We start from the raw sequence: 16,181 nt of genomic DNA, 5'->3' as shown, positions 1-16,181 counted from the left end.
CGTCGAAGGGGAGCACTCCGATGACCTCGCCCGACCGCCCGCAGCAGCCCGACGCCCGCCGCACCGCGGCCGAGGCGGCGGCCGCAGCGGCAGCGGCAGCGGAGGGTGGCACGGTCGAGCCCGCCCCGCGATCGTCGTCGGCGCTGCAGCCGCCGACCGAGCGTTTCGCCACCCGCACGGCGGGGATGACGGCGTCGGAGATCCGGGCGCTGTTCGCAGTCGCGAGCCGGCCGGAGGTCGTGTCGCTGGCCGGTGGGATGCCGAACCTGGCGGCGCTGCCCCTGCAGTCACTCGCGACCGAGGTCGCGGACCTCGTCGAGACCGACGGCATGTCCGCGCTGCAGTACGGCTCGGCGCAGGGCGTCCCGCAGCTGCGTGAGCAGATCTGCGAGGTCATGCGGGAGGAGGGCATCGAGGGGGACCCGAACGACGTCGTCGTGACAGTGGGCTCGCAGATGGCCCTCGACCTGATCACCCGGATCTTCGTCGACCCCGGTGACGTCGTGCTGGCCGAGGGCCCGTCCTACGTCGGGGCGCTGGGCAGCTTCGCCGCGTACCAGGCGCGCGTCGTGCACGTGGCGCTGGACGAGCACGGGCTGGTCCCGGAGCTGCTGCAGGAGGCACTGGAGTCGCTGGCCCGGCAGGGGATCACACCGAAGTTCCTCTACACGATCCCGAACTTCCACAACCCGGCCGGCGTGACGCTCACCCACGAGCGGCGCCCGCGGATCCTCGACCTCTGCCGCAGGTACGGCGTGATGGTCGTCGAGGACAACCCGTACGGCCTGCTCGGGTTCACCGGGGAGCACCACCCGGCGCTGCGGTCCTACGACGCCGACGTCATCTACCTCGGCTCGTTCTCCAAGACGTTCGCGTCGGGGCTGCGGGTCGGCTGGGCGCTGGTGCCGCCGCTGGTGCGGGACCGGCTGGTGCTCGCGGCCGAGTCGGCCACGCTCTGCCCGCCGTCGTTCACGCAGATGCTGGTCTCGCGCTACCTCTCGCACCACGACTGGCGCAGCCAGGTGAAGACGTTCAGCGAGAACTACCGGGAGCGCCGGGACGCGATGCTCGCGGCGCTGGACGCCTACCTCCCGGAGGGGTGCAGCTGGAACTCGCCGGACGGCGGGTTCTTCGTCTGGGTCACCGTGCCGGAGGGCATCGACACCAAGGCGATGCTCCCGCGGGCGGTGACGGCCCGGGTCGCGTACGCGTCGGGAACGGGCTTCTACGCCGACGGGTTCGGTAGCCGCCAGCTGCGGCTCTCGTTCTGCTACCCGACGCCCGAGCGGATCACCGAGGGCGTGCGGCGGCTGGCGGCCGTACTGGAGGCCGAGCTCGACGTGGTCCGGACGTTCGGGACGCCCACGCGACCGGAGCTGCGGCGGGGGCCGCAGAGTCCGTCCCCGGACACCAACTGAGCATGTTTCACGTGGAACGCCCCGGACCGATCGGTCCGGGGCGTTCTGCGTCGGGGCCATGGCGCAGAATGCCGGGGTGAGTGATCGAACGGTGGCCGTGCTGGCCGGAGGTCTGTCCCACGAGCGCGAGGTCTCGCTGCGATCCGGTCGCCGGCTCGCCGGGTCCCTGCGGGCGAACGGCGTCGACGTGCGGGAGTGGGACGTCGACGGCTCGCTGCTCGAACGCCTGCGCTCGGACCGTCCGGACGTGGTCGCCGTCGCGCTGCACGGGGGCGAGGGGGAGAACGGCGCGGTCCAGCAGGTGCTGGAACTGCTGCATCTCCCGTTCGTCGGGACGCCGTCCGGTGCGTGCCGCCGGGCGTGGGACAAGCCGAGCGTCAAGGCGGAACTGGTCCGTGCCGGGCTCAGCACCCCGGACTGGGTCGCGCTGCCGCACTCGACGTTCCGCGAGCTCGGCGCACAGGGCGTCCTGGAGGCGATCGTCGACCGGCTCGGGCTGCCCCTGGTCCTGAAGCCGGACCAGGGCGGCTCCGCTCTCGGTGTGCAGGTCGTCCAGAGCGCGGCGGACCTCCCGGCCGCCATGGTGAGCAGCTTCGCCTACGCCGACACCGTGCTGGTCGAACGATTCGTCGCGGGCACCGAGGTCGCCGTCTCCGTCGTGCACGACGGCGCCGACGCCCGCGCGCTGCCCCCGGTGGAGGTGGAGGTGTCGTCCGGCTTCTACGACTACACCTCCCGCTACACGCCGGGCGCCGCCACCTTCCACTGCCCGGCGCGGCTCCCGGAAACGGTGCTGGACCTCCTGGCCGAGACGGCACTCGCCGCACATCGGCTGCTCGGGCTGCGCGACGTCTCCCGGATGGACGCCATCGTCGACGGGGACGGGCGCGTCCAGATCCTGGAGTTGAACGTGTCCCCGGGCCTGACCGACACGTCGCTGCTGCCGACCGCCGTCGACGCCGACGGCTCGGATCTGGCGACCGTCTACCAGGCACTGGTGGAGCGGGCGGCGACGCGCTCGGAGTGAGCGTTTCACGTGAAACACCGGCGGACCCGGGCGCACGATCGCGGCACAGCCGGGCTCGATGACCGGCCCACCCGCTGTCCGGACCGGCGCTGATCGGTGCTCCTGCCGATTCGTGCCGACCGCGCCGCTTCATGGCGGCTCGATGACCGGTGACGTGGCACGGCCCCGTCCACGCACGCCGACGGGCGGCACCGAGACCGGCCGAGCGGACGCGGGTATCAGGTCCCACCGCCGCCGCGGTGTCGCTCCCAGCGGAGAGAAGCCGGACTCCCGCTCGCTCCTGCGTCGAGCCGGTTCCGGACCACGCTTCCCTGCCCCCTGAGCCAGGCGAACCTCCCGCGCCGGCGACCGGCAGGGGAGCGGGCCGCCGAGCACAGGACTCCGGCGCGCACGTTCCACGTGAAACACGGCGCCCCAGAACGACACCCGTCCGCTCGGCATGATCCCGGGGGAGCATCGACTCGGCCGACCAGCGATCGACCGTGCCGGATGGCGGCGTCGGTCGGTCGAGCGCCCAGGCCGCTCGAGGCACCCAGGCCGCTCGAGGCACCCAGGTCGCTCGAAGCGCCCGAGTGGTTCGAAGTGCCCGGGTGCCTCGAGCTGCCCCGGGACGTCCCAGGTGCTCCGGAGCAGACCAACGACACCACCGTTCCAGCATCAGCCGGTGCCCGGCACCGCGACACCGGCCGGCGCCATGACGCGGAAGAAGCAGCTCTCCACCCCACCTGTGGGCCCTCACCGCGTGCCGCAGCAGCTGGCCTACGCGGCCGGGACCGGTCCCGACTCCCGGTCCGGCAGCGGCACGCAGACACCGGATCCGGGTTGGGTCACCACGCATCCCGACACGACATCCGGAACCTCGCCCGGCCACGACCAGCTCCACCGGTCATCGGCGCGGACGGGCGCGGGGCGACCGGTGCTACGCGTGCACGTCGCGGCTCGATCGCCGGCGGCAGACCGGCCCGCCGCGCGGTCGGGACATCGCCGGAGAGGGCAGCGACCACTCAACGCGGGTCACGCGCTGCCCCAGGAGTCGCGCGCCGGACACCCCGGCGCTCCGCGCCCTTCGCGCCGGTCGGATACCGCCCGGAGCGCCGACGCTCCAGCCGCCGTCCCGCCGGAGAACAGCTCCCTGGACGAGGCCGAGCCGGAAGCACTCGGCCGGACAGCACGATCCTCCGGTGGCACGCTCCTCCGGACGCGTTCTGACACACGTCCGTACGTCGATCCGGTCCATCGGCCGACCGGTGCCTGCGCACCACGGCACTGAATCGGTACACCACCGAGTTCCGGCCCTGAGATCCACGTCCGAACGACGGATCGCGCTCGACGGCTTCCTCACCCACGGACACCACGGACAGGCCGTAGAGACGATCTCAGGGCGCCCTGAGATCTCGTCTGTCGACCGTCCCGATCGGCCCACCGACGACAACGGCCGCCGTCCGGATCGGACAGCGGCCGTCGGGTACCGGCGATGGAGCTACTCGCGGATGCCCATCATCCCGGTGATCCGGTCGAGGTCCTCGACCGAACCGAACTCGACGACGATGCGACCCTTCCGCTGGCCCATCTCGACCTTCACCCGGGTGTCGAACATGTCCGACAACCGGTCGGCCCGTTCGGTGAACTCCGGGCGCTGGTCGCCACGCCTGCGGGCCCGGCGTTCCCGGGGCGGCCCGTCCTGCCGCGCGAGGACCACGGCCTCCTCGGTCGCCCGTACGGACAGACCCTCCGCCACGATCTTCGTCGCGAGGTCCTCCTGCTGGCCCGCGTCCTCCAGCCCGAGCAGCGCCCGCGCGTGCCCGGCGGACAGCACACCCGCGGCGACCCGCCGCTGCACCGTCACCGGCAGCCGTAGCAATCGGATCATGTTCGTGACGACCGGACGGCTGCGGCCCAGCCGGTCGGCCAGCTCCGAGTGCGTCACCCCGAACTCCGCCAGCAGCTGCTCGTAGGCAGCGGCCTCCTCCAGCGGGTTGAGCTGCACGCGGTGGATGTTCTCCAGCAACGCGTCGCGGAGCATCACGTCGTCGGCGGTGTGCCGGACGATCGCGGGCAACACCTCCAGGCCGGCGCGCTGGGCCGCCCGCCAGCGCCGCTCGCCCATGATGAGCTCGTAGTCGCGCCCGGCCCGCCGGACGACGATCGGCTGCAGCAGCCCGAACTCACGGATCGAGTGCTCGAGCTCCGCGAGCTGCTCGTCGTCGAACTGCGTCCGCGGCTGCTTGGGGTTCGGGACGATCCGCTTGAGCGGGATCTCGCGGTACTCCGCGCCCCCGTCCACGACCGGGGTCTCCGAGCCGGCGTCCTCGTGCTGCACGGCCGGAGCCGGACGGTGCAACGGCGCACCGGCTCCGCCCCCGGACGGGCCGCCCGTCTCCGGGGGTGCGGTGGGGATCAGCGCCGCCAGCCCGCGCCCGAGACCACCCTTGCGTTCGGCCATGTCAGCGCCCGCCCGGACGGTAGGCACCGCTGGCCCCGTGCTCGGCGATCTCGCGGGCCGCGTCGACGTAACTCGTCGCGCCGCGCGATCCCGGGTCGTAGGCGAGCACCGTCTGGCTGTACCCGGGAGCCTCGGAGACCTTCACGCTGCGCGGGATCACGGTGCGCAGGACGGTCGGTCCGAAGTGCTGGCGGACCTCGGAGGTCACCTGGTCGGCGAGCTTGGTACGGCCGTCGTACATGGTCAGCAGGATCGTCGACACGTGCAGCGACGTGTTCAGGTGCGACCGGACCAGATCGATGTTGGAGAGCAGCTGCCCGAGCCCCTCCAGCGCGTAGTACTCGCACTGGATCGGGATCAGCACCTCGGAGGCCGCGACGAGCGCGTTGACGGTCAGCAGCCCGAGCGAGGGCGGGCAGTCGATGAGGACGTAGTCGACGTCCAGCTGCGCGAGCGCGTCGTCGTTGATCGCCTGGGACAGCCGGGACTCCCGGGCCACCATGCTGACCAGCTCGATCTCGGCGCCGGCGAGGTCGATCGTGGCGGGCACGCAGAGCAGGTTCGGCGACGCCGAACTCTCCACGGCGGCCTCGGCGAGCGAGATCTCGCCGAGCATGACCTCGTAGACCGACGGCGTCCCGGTGCGGTGCTCGACCCCCAGCGCCGTGCTGGCGTTGCCCTGCGGGTCGAGATCGATCACCAGGACGCGCAGCCCGTGCATCGCCAGCGCGGCGGCCACGTTCACCGTGCTCGTGGTCTTCCCGACGCCGCCCTTCTGGTTTGCGACCGACAGGACCCGGCGGCCCTCCGGCCGCGGCATCGCATGGCTGTCGGGATGCAGGACACGGGCCGCCCGCTCGGCCTCGTCAGCGATGGGCGTCCATCCGAGACTCACGCGCGGCCCCTTCTCGGTCGGTTCCCCGGCCGGTGTTTCACGTGGAACAGCCGAGGACGGTGTCCTGCTCCTCATCATCGCCGTTCCTTCCTCCGAGTGGGTCGGGGCGCGCCGATACGGGGGATCTCGACCACCCTGGTCAGCGGTTCCACGACGCCGGCACCGACCTCGTGGATCGTCGGGGTACCGCCGCCCAGGGCACGCACCGCCGCGGCGTCGCGGACGATCTCCTCCGGGGCCGAGGCCCCCTTCAGTACGAGCATCACGCCACCGGGACGCAGGAGCGGCAGCGACAGGCCCGCGAGCCGGGCCAGCGGCCCGACGGCACGTGCGGTGACCACGTCGGCGCCCTCCCATCGTCGCAGAACGGACGGCTCCTCGGCACGCCCGCGCTCGACGGCGAGGTCGAGCCCCAGGTCCGCGAGCACCTCGTCGAGCCAGTCGACCCGCCGGGCCAGCGGTTCGACGAGGACGATCTGCAGATCCGGCCGAGCGAGTGCCAACGGTATCCCGGGAAGACCGGCACCCGAGCCGACATCGACGACCTTCGCGTCGGGCGGTACCACCTCGGCGAGCACCGCGCAGTTCAGCACGTGCCGGTCCCACAGACGGTCACGTTCCCGCGGCCCGATCAGACCCCGTTCGATCCCCGAGGTGGCGAGGTGCCCGACGTAGCGGGCGGCCGCGGCCGCCCGTTCCCCGAAGACCTTCTCGACGGTCTCCGGGGTGGGGATCGGAAGCTGGTCGCTCACTTCTTGTGCACGACGACCTGGCGACGCGGCTCCTCGCCCTCGCTCTCGCTGACGACGCCCTTCACACCGGCGACGGCGTCGTGGACGACCTTGCGCTCGAACGGCGTCATCGGCCGGAGCCGGACCGACTCACCGGACTCCTTGACCTCCCGGGCCGTGTCCAGACCCAGCTCGGTCAGCTCGTCCCGGCGGCGCTTGCGCCAGCCGGCGACGTCGAGCATCAGGCGGCTGCGGCTGCCGAGCTGCTGCTGCACGGCGAGCCGGGCCAGCTCCTGCAGGCTCTCGAGCACCGATCCCTTGTCCCCGACCAGCTTGCGGAGCTCGTCGTCGTCATCGGCGCCCTCGATGCTGACGATCGCGCGGCCGCCGTCGACGTCGAGGTCGATGTCGCCGTCGTAGTCCAGGATGTCCAGCAGGCGTTCCAGGTAGTCACCCGCGACGTCGCCCTCCTGGATCAGCAGGCCTTGCCCGGAGGGCTTGTCCTTGTCCTGCACGTCCGATCCCTCGGCGTGGTCCTTCGCGGTGTCGGGCACGGGTTCTCCTCTTGTCGGAACGCGGGTTCGCGATGCCGGGCCCGCACGGCGGTGGGGGACCGCCGGGGCCGTGCGACTCGCGGGTCTGGTGGTGGGTGGCGCGGGATCAGCGGCGCTTGCCGCGGCGGGACTTCGCACCCGAACGACGCTGCACCGGCTTGGCCCCGGGCTTCTTCGTGCCGTTCCCGTTCCCGTTCGTGCCGTTGCCGTTCGCCGGACGGGCGCCCGCGGAACCGTTGGATCCCTGGCCGGTCACACCGCCGGTGCCGGCCGAGGCCCCGTCGGAGCCCTTCGGCGCCGCGGCCTCCTCCTCGGCCGTGATCGGCTCGTCGGCGATCTCGCGGATCTCCTTCGCCGTGCCCTTGTCGTTCTTGCGGACCGGCTTCTGACCCGGACGGGGAGCGAGCGTCTTGGCCGACTCGACGGCCTTCTCCCGCTTCTCCTCCTCCTCGGAGTCGATCCGCTTGTAGACGTGGTGCTGCTGCCACAGCGTCCACAGGTTGTTGGAGACCCAGTAGAAGAGGACCGCGAGCGGCAGGAACGGCGCACCGACGACGACGCCGATCGGGAACACGTAGAGCATCAGCTTCTGCATGATCTCGGCCTGCGGGTTCGCGGCGGCGGTGCCGGCCGCGATCTGGGCCTGCTGGCGGGCCACCGAGTGGCGCGCGGTGATGTGGGTGAAGATGCCGGCCGCGATCATCAGCGGGACCATCACGACCCACTGCGCGACGTAGTTGCCGCCGAGGTCGGTGACCGACGCGGTGTTCTGCAGCGGGAAGATCGCCGAACCGAGCTTCGACCCGAAGAGGTCGGAGTCGACGAACGAGGCGTTCTCCTGGGCGTTGAAGAAGTAGTTCTCGGTCTTGCCCGGCTTGAACTCGCGCAGCACGTGGAACAGACCGATGAACACCGGGATCTGCACCAGCATCGGCAGGCAGCCCATGATCGGGTTGGCGCCGTTCTGCTGCTGGAGCTTCTGCATCTCCGTGGCGAGCTTCTGCCGGTCGTTGGCGTACTTCTTCCGGAGCTTCTGCATCTCCGGGGCCATCTCCTGCATCTTGCGCATGGAGCGGACCTGGCTGACGAACGGCTTGTAGAGGATCAGCCGCAGGGTGAAGACCAGGAAGACCACCGACAGTGCCCAGGCGAAGCCACTGTCATCGCCCAGCACGAAGCCGAACACCTTGTGCCAGACCCACATGATGAAGCTGACGGGGTAGTAGATGAAGTCCAGCACGGGTCGATTGCTCCTCGGGGTCTCGGGCCGGCACCGCCGGTCAGCGGTCCGTACCGCCTGTGAGGCCTTCGGTTCGGGACGGGTCGGTGGACGTCGGGTCCGGCTGTGTGCCGCCGGCCGGCCGTCCTGGCCGCATGGGTGGCCTCGGTGGTGGTACGGGGTCCCACCCGCCAGGGTGCCACGGTCCGCAGCGCAACAGGCGCCATGCGGTGAGCGCGAGCCCCCGGACCAGACCGTGGACGCTCAGCGCCTCCACGGCGTAGGCACTGCAGCTCGGGTGGAAGCGGCAGCTCGGCAGCAGGTTCGGGGAGATCCACACCTGGTACCAGCGCACGGCCCCGACCGCGGCCCTGGCACCGAGCGAACGGGGACGGGCCGGATCACCGGCGCCCTCCGGCGCAGTGCCCTCCGGCGCAGTGCCCTCCGGCACGGTGCCGCCCTCCGGCACGTCGTCCGCCCCGGCCCGGTCGGTCATCGCGCACCGTCCGGCTGCTTGGGCCGGCGCGGGCGGCGGGCCGCCCGCAGTGCCGAGTCCAGGTCCGCACCGAGTTCCGCCGAGGACGCCGCCGCCGACGGTGGCAACGCCCGCACGACGAGTGCGGCACCGGGCGGCAGTGTGTCCAGCCGCTCGGCGACCAGGTGCCGGAGCCGCCGGCTGACCCGGTGCCGTACCACCGAGTTGCCGACGGCCTTGCTCACGACGAAACCCGCCCTCGGCGGGACGTGCCCATCGGGCACGCCGCCGGGGCGGGTCAGGTCGAGGTGCACCACCAGCCGGGACCGGCCGGCTCGCCGTCCACGACGGATCGTCGAGGCGAACTCGGGCCGGCGGGTCAGCCGGACAGGTGCCGGCAGCACGGCGCGGGCCGGTGGGTGCGCCGGCCGGTCAGGCCGAGACGGCGTTGCGCCCCTTGCGGCGGCGCGCGGCGAGAATCGCGCGGCCGGCGCGGGTGCGCATGCGCAGCCGGAAGCCGTGCGTCTTGGCCCGGCGGCGGTTGTTCGGCTGGAAAGTACGCTTGCTCACGGTCGGCTCTCCTGGTCGGCGGGTCACAGCACGTCACAGCACGCTGCGCCGCCGGTGATCTCATCGGTCGCTGGCTCGGTTCGAGGGTCACCGGCCGTCGATCCGGCCGCCACAGAAGAGTGGTGACCGTGCGGACGGGCGCGACACGCCCCTCCCGACCAGTGTCCGGTTCTCAAGGGTACGCAGCGCGTTTCGGACGGGTCAAACCACCCCCGGCCCGTTCCGGGCGCCTGCCCGCGGACACGGCCGCCGCCGGCTGCTACGGTCGCCGACCCGCCCGGGTGCGACCGGGCCGGATCCACCGTTCCCACCCGGACCAACCACACACGCGACGCGCCGACCGGCCGCCCCGCTGCGGGCCGGGCACGACGCGCTGCGTACCTTTACGCACAAGTGTGGACAACTCTGGGGATACATCACCTCAGGGTGAGCAGCGGATGCATCCGGACGGGGACCATCGCCGTACCACCGGGGGACGGGAGCGTTCCCCGGGCAGCGGGGGCGAACAGCGCGAGCAGGAGGGGGAACCGCGGATGACCGACCAGCCGGGCGATCTCGGCGCGGTCTGGAACCGGGTCATCGCCGACCTGTCGGGTTCGTCCGCGGAGTCGGGCGCCCCCTCGCTCTCCCCCCAGCAACGCGCGTTCCTCCGTCTCACCCGTCCGCTCGGCCTGCTGGACGGCACCGCGCTGCTGGCCGCGCCGAGCGAGTTCGCCAAGGACGCCATCGAGCGCATCCTCCGCAAGCCGATCAGCGACGCGCTCGGCCGGCACCTGGGTGTCTCGGTCAACCTCGCCGTCGTCGTCGACGCCTCCGCCGCCTCCGGCGGTACCGAGGTCCCCGACCCGCCCGGGTTCGGGATGGCCCGCGGCATCTCCGCCGGGGACAGCGCCCGGGACACCGGGACCACCGAGATCCCGGTCGTCGCCGCACCCCCGGTCCCGGCGCCGGGCGCCGGGGGCAGCACCGGTCGCGGTGAGAGCGACGCCCGCGCGAACGGCGACGAGGTTCCGGACACCGCTCCGGACCCCTCCGCCGGGCCGGAGCGCGGATACCCGGCCGAGCCGGTCCCGTCGGCAGGGGGGTGGGCCCCGATCCCGCCCGCCGAGCCCGCCCCGGCACGCGATCCCGGTGGCACCGCCTGGCCCGCCTACACCGCCCCGCAGGCCGGCGACCCGGTCGCACCGCGGTCGCAGACCCGGCTCAACGAGCGCTACACCTTCGACACCTTCGTCATCGGGGCGTCGAACCGGTTCAGCCACGCGGCGGCCGTCGCGGTCTCCGAGGCGCCGGCGCGGGCGTACAACCCGCTGTTCATCTGGGGCGAGTCCGGGCTGGGCAAGACCCACCTCCTGCACGCCGTGGGGCACTACGCGCAGCGGCTCTTCCCCGGGATGCGGGTGCGGTACGTCAGTACCGAGGAGTTCACGAACGACTTCATCAACTCCCTGCGCGACGACCGCAAGGTCGCCTTCCAGCGGCGCTACCGCGACGTCGACGTCCTGCTGGTCGACGACATCCAGTTCCTGGAGGGGAAGGAGGGGACCCAGGAGGAGTTCTTCCACACCTTCAACACCCTCCACAACGCGAACAAGCAGATCGTCGTCTCCTCCGACCGGCCGCCGAAGCGCCTGGAGACCCTCGAGGACCGGATGCGCACCCGGTTCGAGTGGGGACTGATCACCGACATCCAGCCGCCCGAGCTGGAGACCCGGATCGCGATCCTCCGGAAGAAGGCCGCCCAGGACCGGCTCGCGGTCCCCGGTGAGGTCCTGGAGTTCATCGCGGAACGGATCGAGCGCAACATCCGCGAGCTCGAGGGCGCGCTGATCCGGGTGACGGCGTTCGCCTCGCTGAACCGGCAGGCCGTCGACACCCAGCTCGCCGAGATCGTGCTGCGCGACCTCATCCCCGACTCGGCGGCCTCGGAGATCACCGCGCCGACGATCATGGCGGTCACCGCGGAGTTCTTCTCCGTGACGCTGGACGACCTGTCCGGCCCGGGGAAGACGAAGGCGCTCGCGCAGGCCCGGCAGATCGCGATGTACCTGTGCCGCGAGCTGACCGACCTCTCGCTGCCGCGGATCGGCCAGACGTTCGGCGGTCGTGACCATACGACCGTCATGCACGCCGACAAGAAGATCCGCAACGAGATCTCGCTCCGGCGCAAGACCTTCGAGCAGGTCCAGGAGCTCACCGCGCGGATCAAGCTGCGCGCCCGGCACTGACCCGGTCCCGCGCCCCGCTCCCTTCTCACGCACCCCCTCCCCGCTGCACTCATGGAGCTTCGGCCTCGTGACACCGGGCCGGAGCTCCATGAGTGGAGCCGGGCCGGGGGGTGAGGAGTACGGCCGGGGCGGGGCGGGTACGTGCTGGTCGGCGGCGGTACGGGGTGGTTCCGGGCGGACACGGCTCGTACCCGAACCGATCCCGACGCACCCACACGTACAACGGCGCTCAGATCGTCTCTGCGGGGCCGGCGGGATCCGCCCGGGGTGATCGGGTCCCCGGCGGCCGGGTGTCCACGGGCCCCGCGGTCGTCGGAGCCGGTCGCGATCCGGTCTCGATCCGGTCCGGCGTGGCGCCCACCGCGTGTCGCTCCCGGGGATCCCGTTCGTCGTCGGGTAGTGGGCACTCGGCGCTTCGTCACGCCGACAGATGATCGACATCGAGTACCCGGACGTCACTCTGCGTCGAACAGAGCGTGACGGATGAGGCGTGAGTGGGTTCCGTACGCAACGCCGCTTGCATCCCGGCGTGCCGGACCCATCACCCTGGGTCCACGATCCACCACACTTCCACCCACATCTGGGGACAAGTCTGTGGATAGCCGCCGCGCAGCCCGTGGACGGATGGCCCCGGATCCGTGGACAACTCTGTGGTGAACCCGGGATGAACCGGGGACGGATGGGGGGAACCCGCCCCGGTCCACCGCCGGCCGAAGCTGTCAACCGATGCCCCCACGGCCAGATCCCCAGTCGACGCGGCCTGCTGACCAGCACCGATGGCGTCCATCCACACCATGCACAGGACTTACTACTACGACGGGTTTTCTCTCTCTTAGTTCTTCCCCAAGAACAAGCGTGTGGAGGGGACACGAGGGGGCCCACGATCCGGGTACACGGCGTCGTGACCGGAGATCGGAGACCGCACCGGGCGAGCGCCGGGGCGGCGTGGAAACTGTCGGGGCGAGGCTCTACCGTGAGCCTCCCGGCGAATCGAGATCCCGACCCAGCACCGGCCGAACGGCCACCGCCTCAGGCGGACGGGTGGGGCCACGGCTCGCCGCAGCACCACCACCGCACCGCCGTCCCGTCGACGGCTGCGACCCACCGGTCGCGGTCCTGGCGCCACCGGGGAAGGTCCTTGATGAAGTTCCGGGTCGAACGCGACGTCCTCGCGGACGCAGCAGCCTGGGTGGCTCGCAGCCTCCCGGCCCGTCCTCCCGTGCCCGTGCTCGGCGGGGTCCTCATCCAGTCCGACGGCGAGTCTGGCGAGAAGCTGACCGTCTCCGGGTTCGACTACGAGACCTCGGCCCGGGTCGAGCTCGACGCGACGGTCGGGGAGCCGGGGCGGATGCTCGTCTCCGGCCGGCTGCTCGCCGACATCACCCGGGCCCTGCCCTCGAAGCCGGTCGATCTCGTCGTCGACGGTGCGCGCGCCACGATCAACTGCGGCAACAGCCGGTTCAGCCTCCCGACGATGCCGGTCGAGGACTACCCGCAGCTGCCGGAGATGCCGCAGAAGGCGGGTTCGGTCGCGGCCGACGCGCTGGCCGCCGCGGTCGCCCAGGTCGCCGTCGCCTCCGGGCGGGACGACACGCTGCCGATGCTCACCGGCATCCGGCTGGAGATCGAGGGCTCCCAGCTCACCCTCGCCGCGACCGACCGGTTCCGGCTGGCCGTGCGCGAGCTCGAGTGGGTGCCGGAGGACTCCTCGATCTCGACCGCGGTCCTCATCCCGGCCCGCACCCTCGCCGAGGTCGCGAAGACGCTGGCCGGCTCGGGCACCGTCGAGATCGCGCTGTCCGCAGGGGACGGCATGCTCGGCCTGACCGGCGGTGGCCGTCGCTCCACGAGCCGGCTGCTCGACGCGGAGTTCCCGCGGTTCCGCCAGCTCATCCCGGCCGAGCACACCACGGCGGTCGAGCTCGACGTCGCGACGCTCGTCGAGGCGATCAAGCGCGTGTCCCTGGTCGCGGACCGGGTGGCCCAGATCCGGATGGAGTTCGGCGAGGACGGCCTGCGCCTGGCCGCCGGCGGCGACGACGTCGGGTCCGCGGAGGAGGAGCTCCCCTGCGCACTCGACGGCAACCCGCTGACCATCGCGTTCAACCCCGGGTACCTGCTCGACGGTCTCGGCGCCCTGCACACCGACCGGGCCCAGCTGACGTTCACCACGCCGAACCGGCCGGCCCTGGTCCGCCCGGTGCCCAAGCCCGCCACCGACGACACCGGTGAGGCGCCGTCCCCGGAGAAGTCCGGCTACCTGCACCTGCTGATGCCGGTCCGGCTCCCGGGCTGATCCGCTCCGGCGGGGCCGCGGTGGCGTGGCCACGGCGGGACCGGAAGACTCGATCCCCGGCGTGATCGACGAGGATCGCCGTGCCCCGCAACGCGGTGCGCGGCGCGTGAGGACAGAGGGGGCATCGCAGTGCAGATCGGTCTGATCGGCCTGGGCCGTATGGGCGGCAACATGCGGGAGCGGCTGCGGGCCGCCGAGCACGAGGTCGTCGGCTACGACCCGCGGCCGGAGGTCAGTGACGTCGGCTCCCTGCAGGAGCTGGCCGGCGCGCTGTCCGCGCCGCGCGTCGTGTGGGTCATGGTCCCCTCGGGGGAGCCGACCCGGAACACCGTCGCGACGCTCGCCACCGTGCTGGAACCCGGCGACCTGGTCATCGACGGCGGCAACTCGCGCTACACCGACGACAAGCCGAACGCCGAGCTGCTCTCCGCGCACGGGATCGGCTACGTCGACTGCGGCGTCTCCGGCGGGATCTGGGGCAAGGACAACGGCTACGGCCTGATGGCCGGTGGCGAGCCGGAGCACATCGAGCTCGCCATGCCGATCTTCGACGCGCTCCGGCCGGAGGGGCTGCGCGCGGAGGGCTTCGCCCACGCCGGTCCGGTCGGCGCGGGCCACTTCGCCAAGATGGTCCACAACGGCATCGAGTACGGCCTGATGCAGGCCTACGCCGAGGGCTTCGAGCTGATGCAGGCCAGCGAGCTCGTGACCGACGTGCCTGGTGTGATCCAGGCGTGGTCGCGCGGCACGGTGGTCCGCTCCTGGCTGCTCGACCTGCTGGTCGACGCGCTGAAGGACGACCCGGAGCTGGCCGAGCTGGAGGGCTGGGTCGACGACTCCGGTGAGGGCCGCTGGACGATCGAGGAGGCCATCGCGCACGCCGTCCCGCTGCCGGTGATCTCCGCGGCGCTGTTCGCCCGGTTCTCCTCCCGGCAGGACGAGTCCCCGGCGATGAAGGCGGTCGCCGCGCTGCGCCAGCAGTTCGGCGGGCACGCGGTCAAGAAGGTCGGCCCGGCCGGCGCTCCCGGCGAGAAGGCCGGCCCGGCGCAGGGAGGCTGACCGGTCGGTGTACCTCAGGCGGTTCTCGGTCACCGACTTCCGGTCGTGGCCGGAGGCGGAGCTCGAGCTCGATCCCGGCGTCACGGTCCTGGTCGGATCGAACGGCGCCGGCAAGACGAACCTCGTCGAGGGGATCGGTTACCTCGCCAGCCTCGGCTCGCACCGGGTCTCCTCGGACGTGCCGCTGATCCGCCGGGGTACCGAGCAGGCCGTGCTGCGCGGCGAGGTGCACCACCACGGCCGCAGGCTCGGCGTGGAGCTGGAGATCAACGCGCAGCGGCAGAACCGGGCCCGGGTGAACCGGTCACCGGTGTCGCGGCCGCGGGACGTCCTGGGGATCCTCCGCAGCGTGCTGTTCGCACCGGAGGACCTCGCGCTGGTCCGCGGCGACCCGACGGAGCGCCGCCGCTTCCTCGACGAGCTGCTGGTCGCCCGGTTCCCGCGCTACGCGGGGGTCCGCTCGGACTACGACAAGGTGCTCCGGCAACGGTCGGCCCTGCTGAAGTCCGCGAAGCCCGCGCTGCGGGGGTCGCGGGGGCGGCAGCGCCCGGCCCCGCCGGCGGCGGGTGACGAGCTCCCCGAGGACGCCTCGGCGCTCACCACCCTGGAGGTGTGGGACGGCCACCTGGCCCGCACCGGCGCCGCGCTGCTCGCCGGTCGTCGCGAGCTGGTCGTGTCGCTGGCCCCGTACGCCCGGGACGCGTTCGCCGAGATCGCGCCGTCGTCGGACCCGATCGGGCTGGACTACCGGTCCAGCCTGGGGACCCCGGGCGTCGCGGAGCTCCCGGAGTCGACCGGTGACCTGGAGGAGCTGCTCCTGCGCCGGCTGGCGGAGGTGCGGGCCCAGGAGATCGAGCGGGGCGTGTGCCTCGTCGGCCCGCACCGCGACGAGCTGGAGCTCGCGCTCGGCGAGGGGCCGGCGAAGGGGTACGCCAGCCACGGCGAGTCGTGGGCGTTCGCGCTCGCGCTGCGCCTGGCGTCCTACCGGCTGCTGCAGGCCGACGACGTCGAGCCGGTCCTGGTGCTCGACGACGTCTTCGCCGAGCTCGACGCCACCCGCCGGCGCGCGCTGGCCGGTCTCGTCGCCGGGGCCGAGCAGGTCCTGGTGACGGCCGCCGTCGGTGAGGACGTGCCGGCGGAGCTGGACGGGGCCCGGTTCGAGGTCCGTGACCGGACGGTGGCCCGCCGGGAACCGGCAGGAGAACCGGCGGCGGAGCCGCGGTGACCGGCCCGGTGACACGGCGCGGATCAGGTCTCGACCGCATC

General features: G+C 72.4%; 14 protein-coding genes. 6 read left to right on the top strand and 8 right to left on the bottom strand.

Features of this window, described 5'->3' with window-relative positions:
- Positions 1–20: 20 nt before the first annotated feature.
- Positions 21–1,418: an aminotransferase-like domain-containing protein gene (locus AFB00_RS11200; RefSeq protein ID WP_156819487.1), complete on the top strand. Its 1,398-nt coding sequence runs from the start codon at positions 21–23 to the stop codon at positions 1,416–1,418.
- A 76-nt stretch (positions 1,419–1,494) separates the two neighbouring features.
- The gene (locus AFB00_RS11195) at positions 1,495–2,445 is read left to right on the top strand and encodes a D-alanine--D-alanine ligase family protein (protein WP_068800213.1); all 951 of its coding nucleotides are present in this window, start codon (positions 1,495–1,497) and stop codon (positions 2,443–2,445) included.
- A gap of 1,480 nt (positions 2,446–3,925) precedes the next feature.
- Here the strand turns inward: AFB00_RS11195 and AFB00_RS11190 are convergent.
- The 8 genes from AFB00_RS11190 to rpmH all read right to left on the bottom strand — a co-directional run bounded on the left by AFB00_RS11190 (position 3,926) and on the right by rpmH (position 9,332).
- Positions 3,926–4,888 (bottom strand): ParB/RepB/Spo0J family partition protein, encoded by a 963-nt coding sequence (locus AFB00_RS11190; protein ID WP_068797171.1) that lies wholly within the window; start codon positions 4,886–4,888, stop codon positions 3,926–3,928.
- 1 nt (position 4,889) lies between these two features.
- Positions 4,890–5,783, bottom strand: a complete 894-nt coding sequence (locus tag AFB00_RS11185) for a ParA family protein (protein ID WP_068797170.1) — start codon at positions 5,781–5,783, stop codon at positions 4,890–4,892.
- Between the two features lie 74 nt (positions 5,784–5,857).
- Positions 5,858–6,535, bottom strand: coding sequence for a 16S rRNA (guanine(527)-N(7))-methyltransferase RsmG (gene rsmG, locus AFB00_RS11180; protein ID WP_068797169.1), 678 nt, complete (start codon positions 6,533–6,535; stop codon positions 5,858–5,860).
- Complete coding sequence (locus tag AFB00_RS11175) at positions 6,532–7,029, bottom strand: Jag family protein (RefSeq protein WP_068800212.1); 498 nt, start codon at positions 7,027–7,029, stop codon at positions 6,532–6,534. The genes rsmG and AFB00_RS11175 overlap by 4 nt, the downstream gene beginning before the upstream one ends.
- 145 nt (positions 7,030–7,174) lie before the next feature.
- The gene (yidC, locus tag AFB00_RS11170) at positions 7,175–8,308 is read right to left on the bottom strand and encodes a membrane protein insertase YidC (protein ID WP_068797168.1); all 1,134 of its coding nucleotides are present in this window, start codon (positions 8,306–8,308) and stop codon (positions 7,175–7,177) included.
- Positions 8,309–8,348: 40 nt separating this feature from the next.
- Positions 8,349–8,783, bottom strand: a complete 435-nt coding sequence (gene yidD, locus AFB00_RS31695; RefSeq protein WP_083275438.1) for a membrane protein insertion efficiency factor YidD — start codon at positions 8,781–8,783, stop codon at positions 8,349–8,351.
- A complete protein-coding gene (gene rnpA / locus AFB00_RS11165; protein WP_068797167.1) occupies positions 8,780–9,166 on the bottom strand; it encodes a ribonuclease P protein component in 387 nt (128 codons plus the stop codon). The genes yidD and rnpA overlap by 4 nt, the downstream gene beginning before the upstream one ends.
- A gap of 28 nt (positions 9,167–9,194) precedes the next feature.
- On the bottom strand, positions 9,195–9,332 hold the full coding sequence (rpmH, locus tag AFB00_RS31690) for a 50S ribosomal protein L34 (protein ID WP_029239552.1): 138 nt from the start codon (positions 9,330–9,332) through the stop codon (positions 9,195–9,197).
- Between the two features lie 533 nt (positions 9,333–9,865).
- On the opposite strand from rpmH, the gene dnaA reads away from it, so the two are divergent.
- From dnaA to recF, 4 genes are all read left to right on the top strand, one after another.
- Positions 9,866–11,560: a chromosomal replication initiator protein DnaA gene (dnaA, locus tag AFB00_RS11160; RefSeq protein WP_068797166.1), complete on the top strand. Its 1,695-nt coding sequence runs from the start codon at positions 9,866–9,868 to the stop codon at positions 11,558–11,560.
- Between the two features lie 1,141 nt (positions 11,561–12,701).
- Positions 12,702–13,856, top strand: a complete 1,155-nt coding sequence (gene dnaN / locus AFB00_RS11155) for a DNA polymerase III subunit beta (RefSeq protein ID WP_068797165.1) — start codon at positions 12,702–12,704, stop codon at positions 13,854–13,856.
- 159 nt (positions 13,857–14,015) lie between these two features.
- Positions 14,016–14,915, top strand: a complete 900-nt coding sequence (gnd, locus tag AFB00_RS11150; protein ID WP_068800211.1) for a phosphogluconate dehydrogenase (NAD(+)-dependent, decarboxylating) — start codon at positions 14,016–14,018, stop codon at positions 14,913–14,915.
- A 7-nt stretch (positions 14,916–14,922) separates the two neighbouring features.
- Entirely contained in the window at positions 14,923–16,140 is a 1,218-nt protein-coding gene (recF, locus tag AFB00_RS11145; protein ID WP_068797164.1) for a DNA replication/repair protein RecF, read from the top strand.
- The last annotated feature ends 41 nt before the right edge of the window (positions 16,141–16,181 follow it).

The organism is Pseudonocardia sp. HH130630-07 (assembly GCF_001698125.1).
Classification (GTDB): domain Bacteria; phylum Actinomycetota; class Actinomycetes; order Mycobacteriales; family Pseudonocardiaceae; genus Pseudonocardia.
Note: the sequence above shows the minus strand (reverse complement) of the source record. Positions and strands in the feature narration are given on the sequence as shown.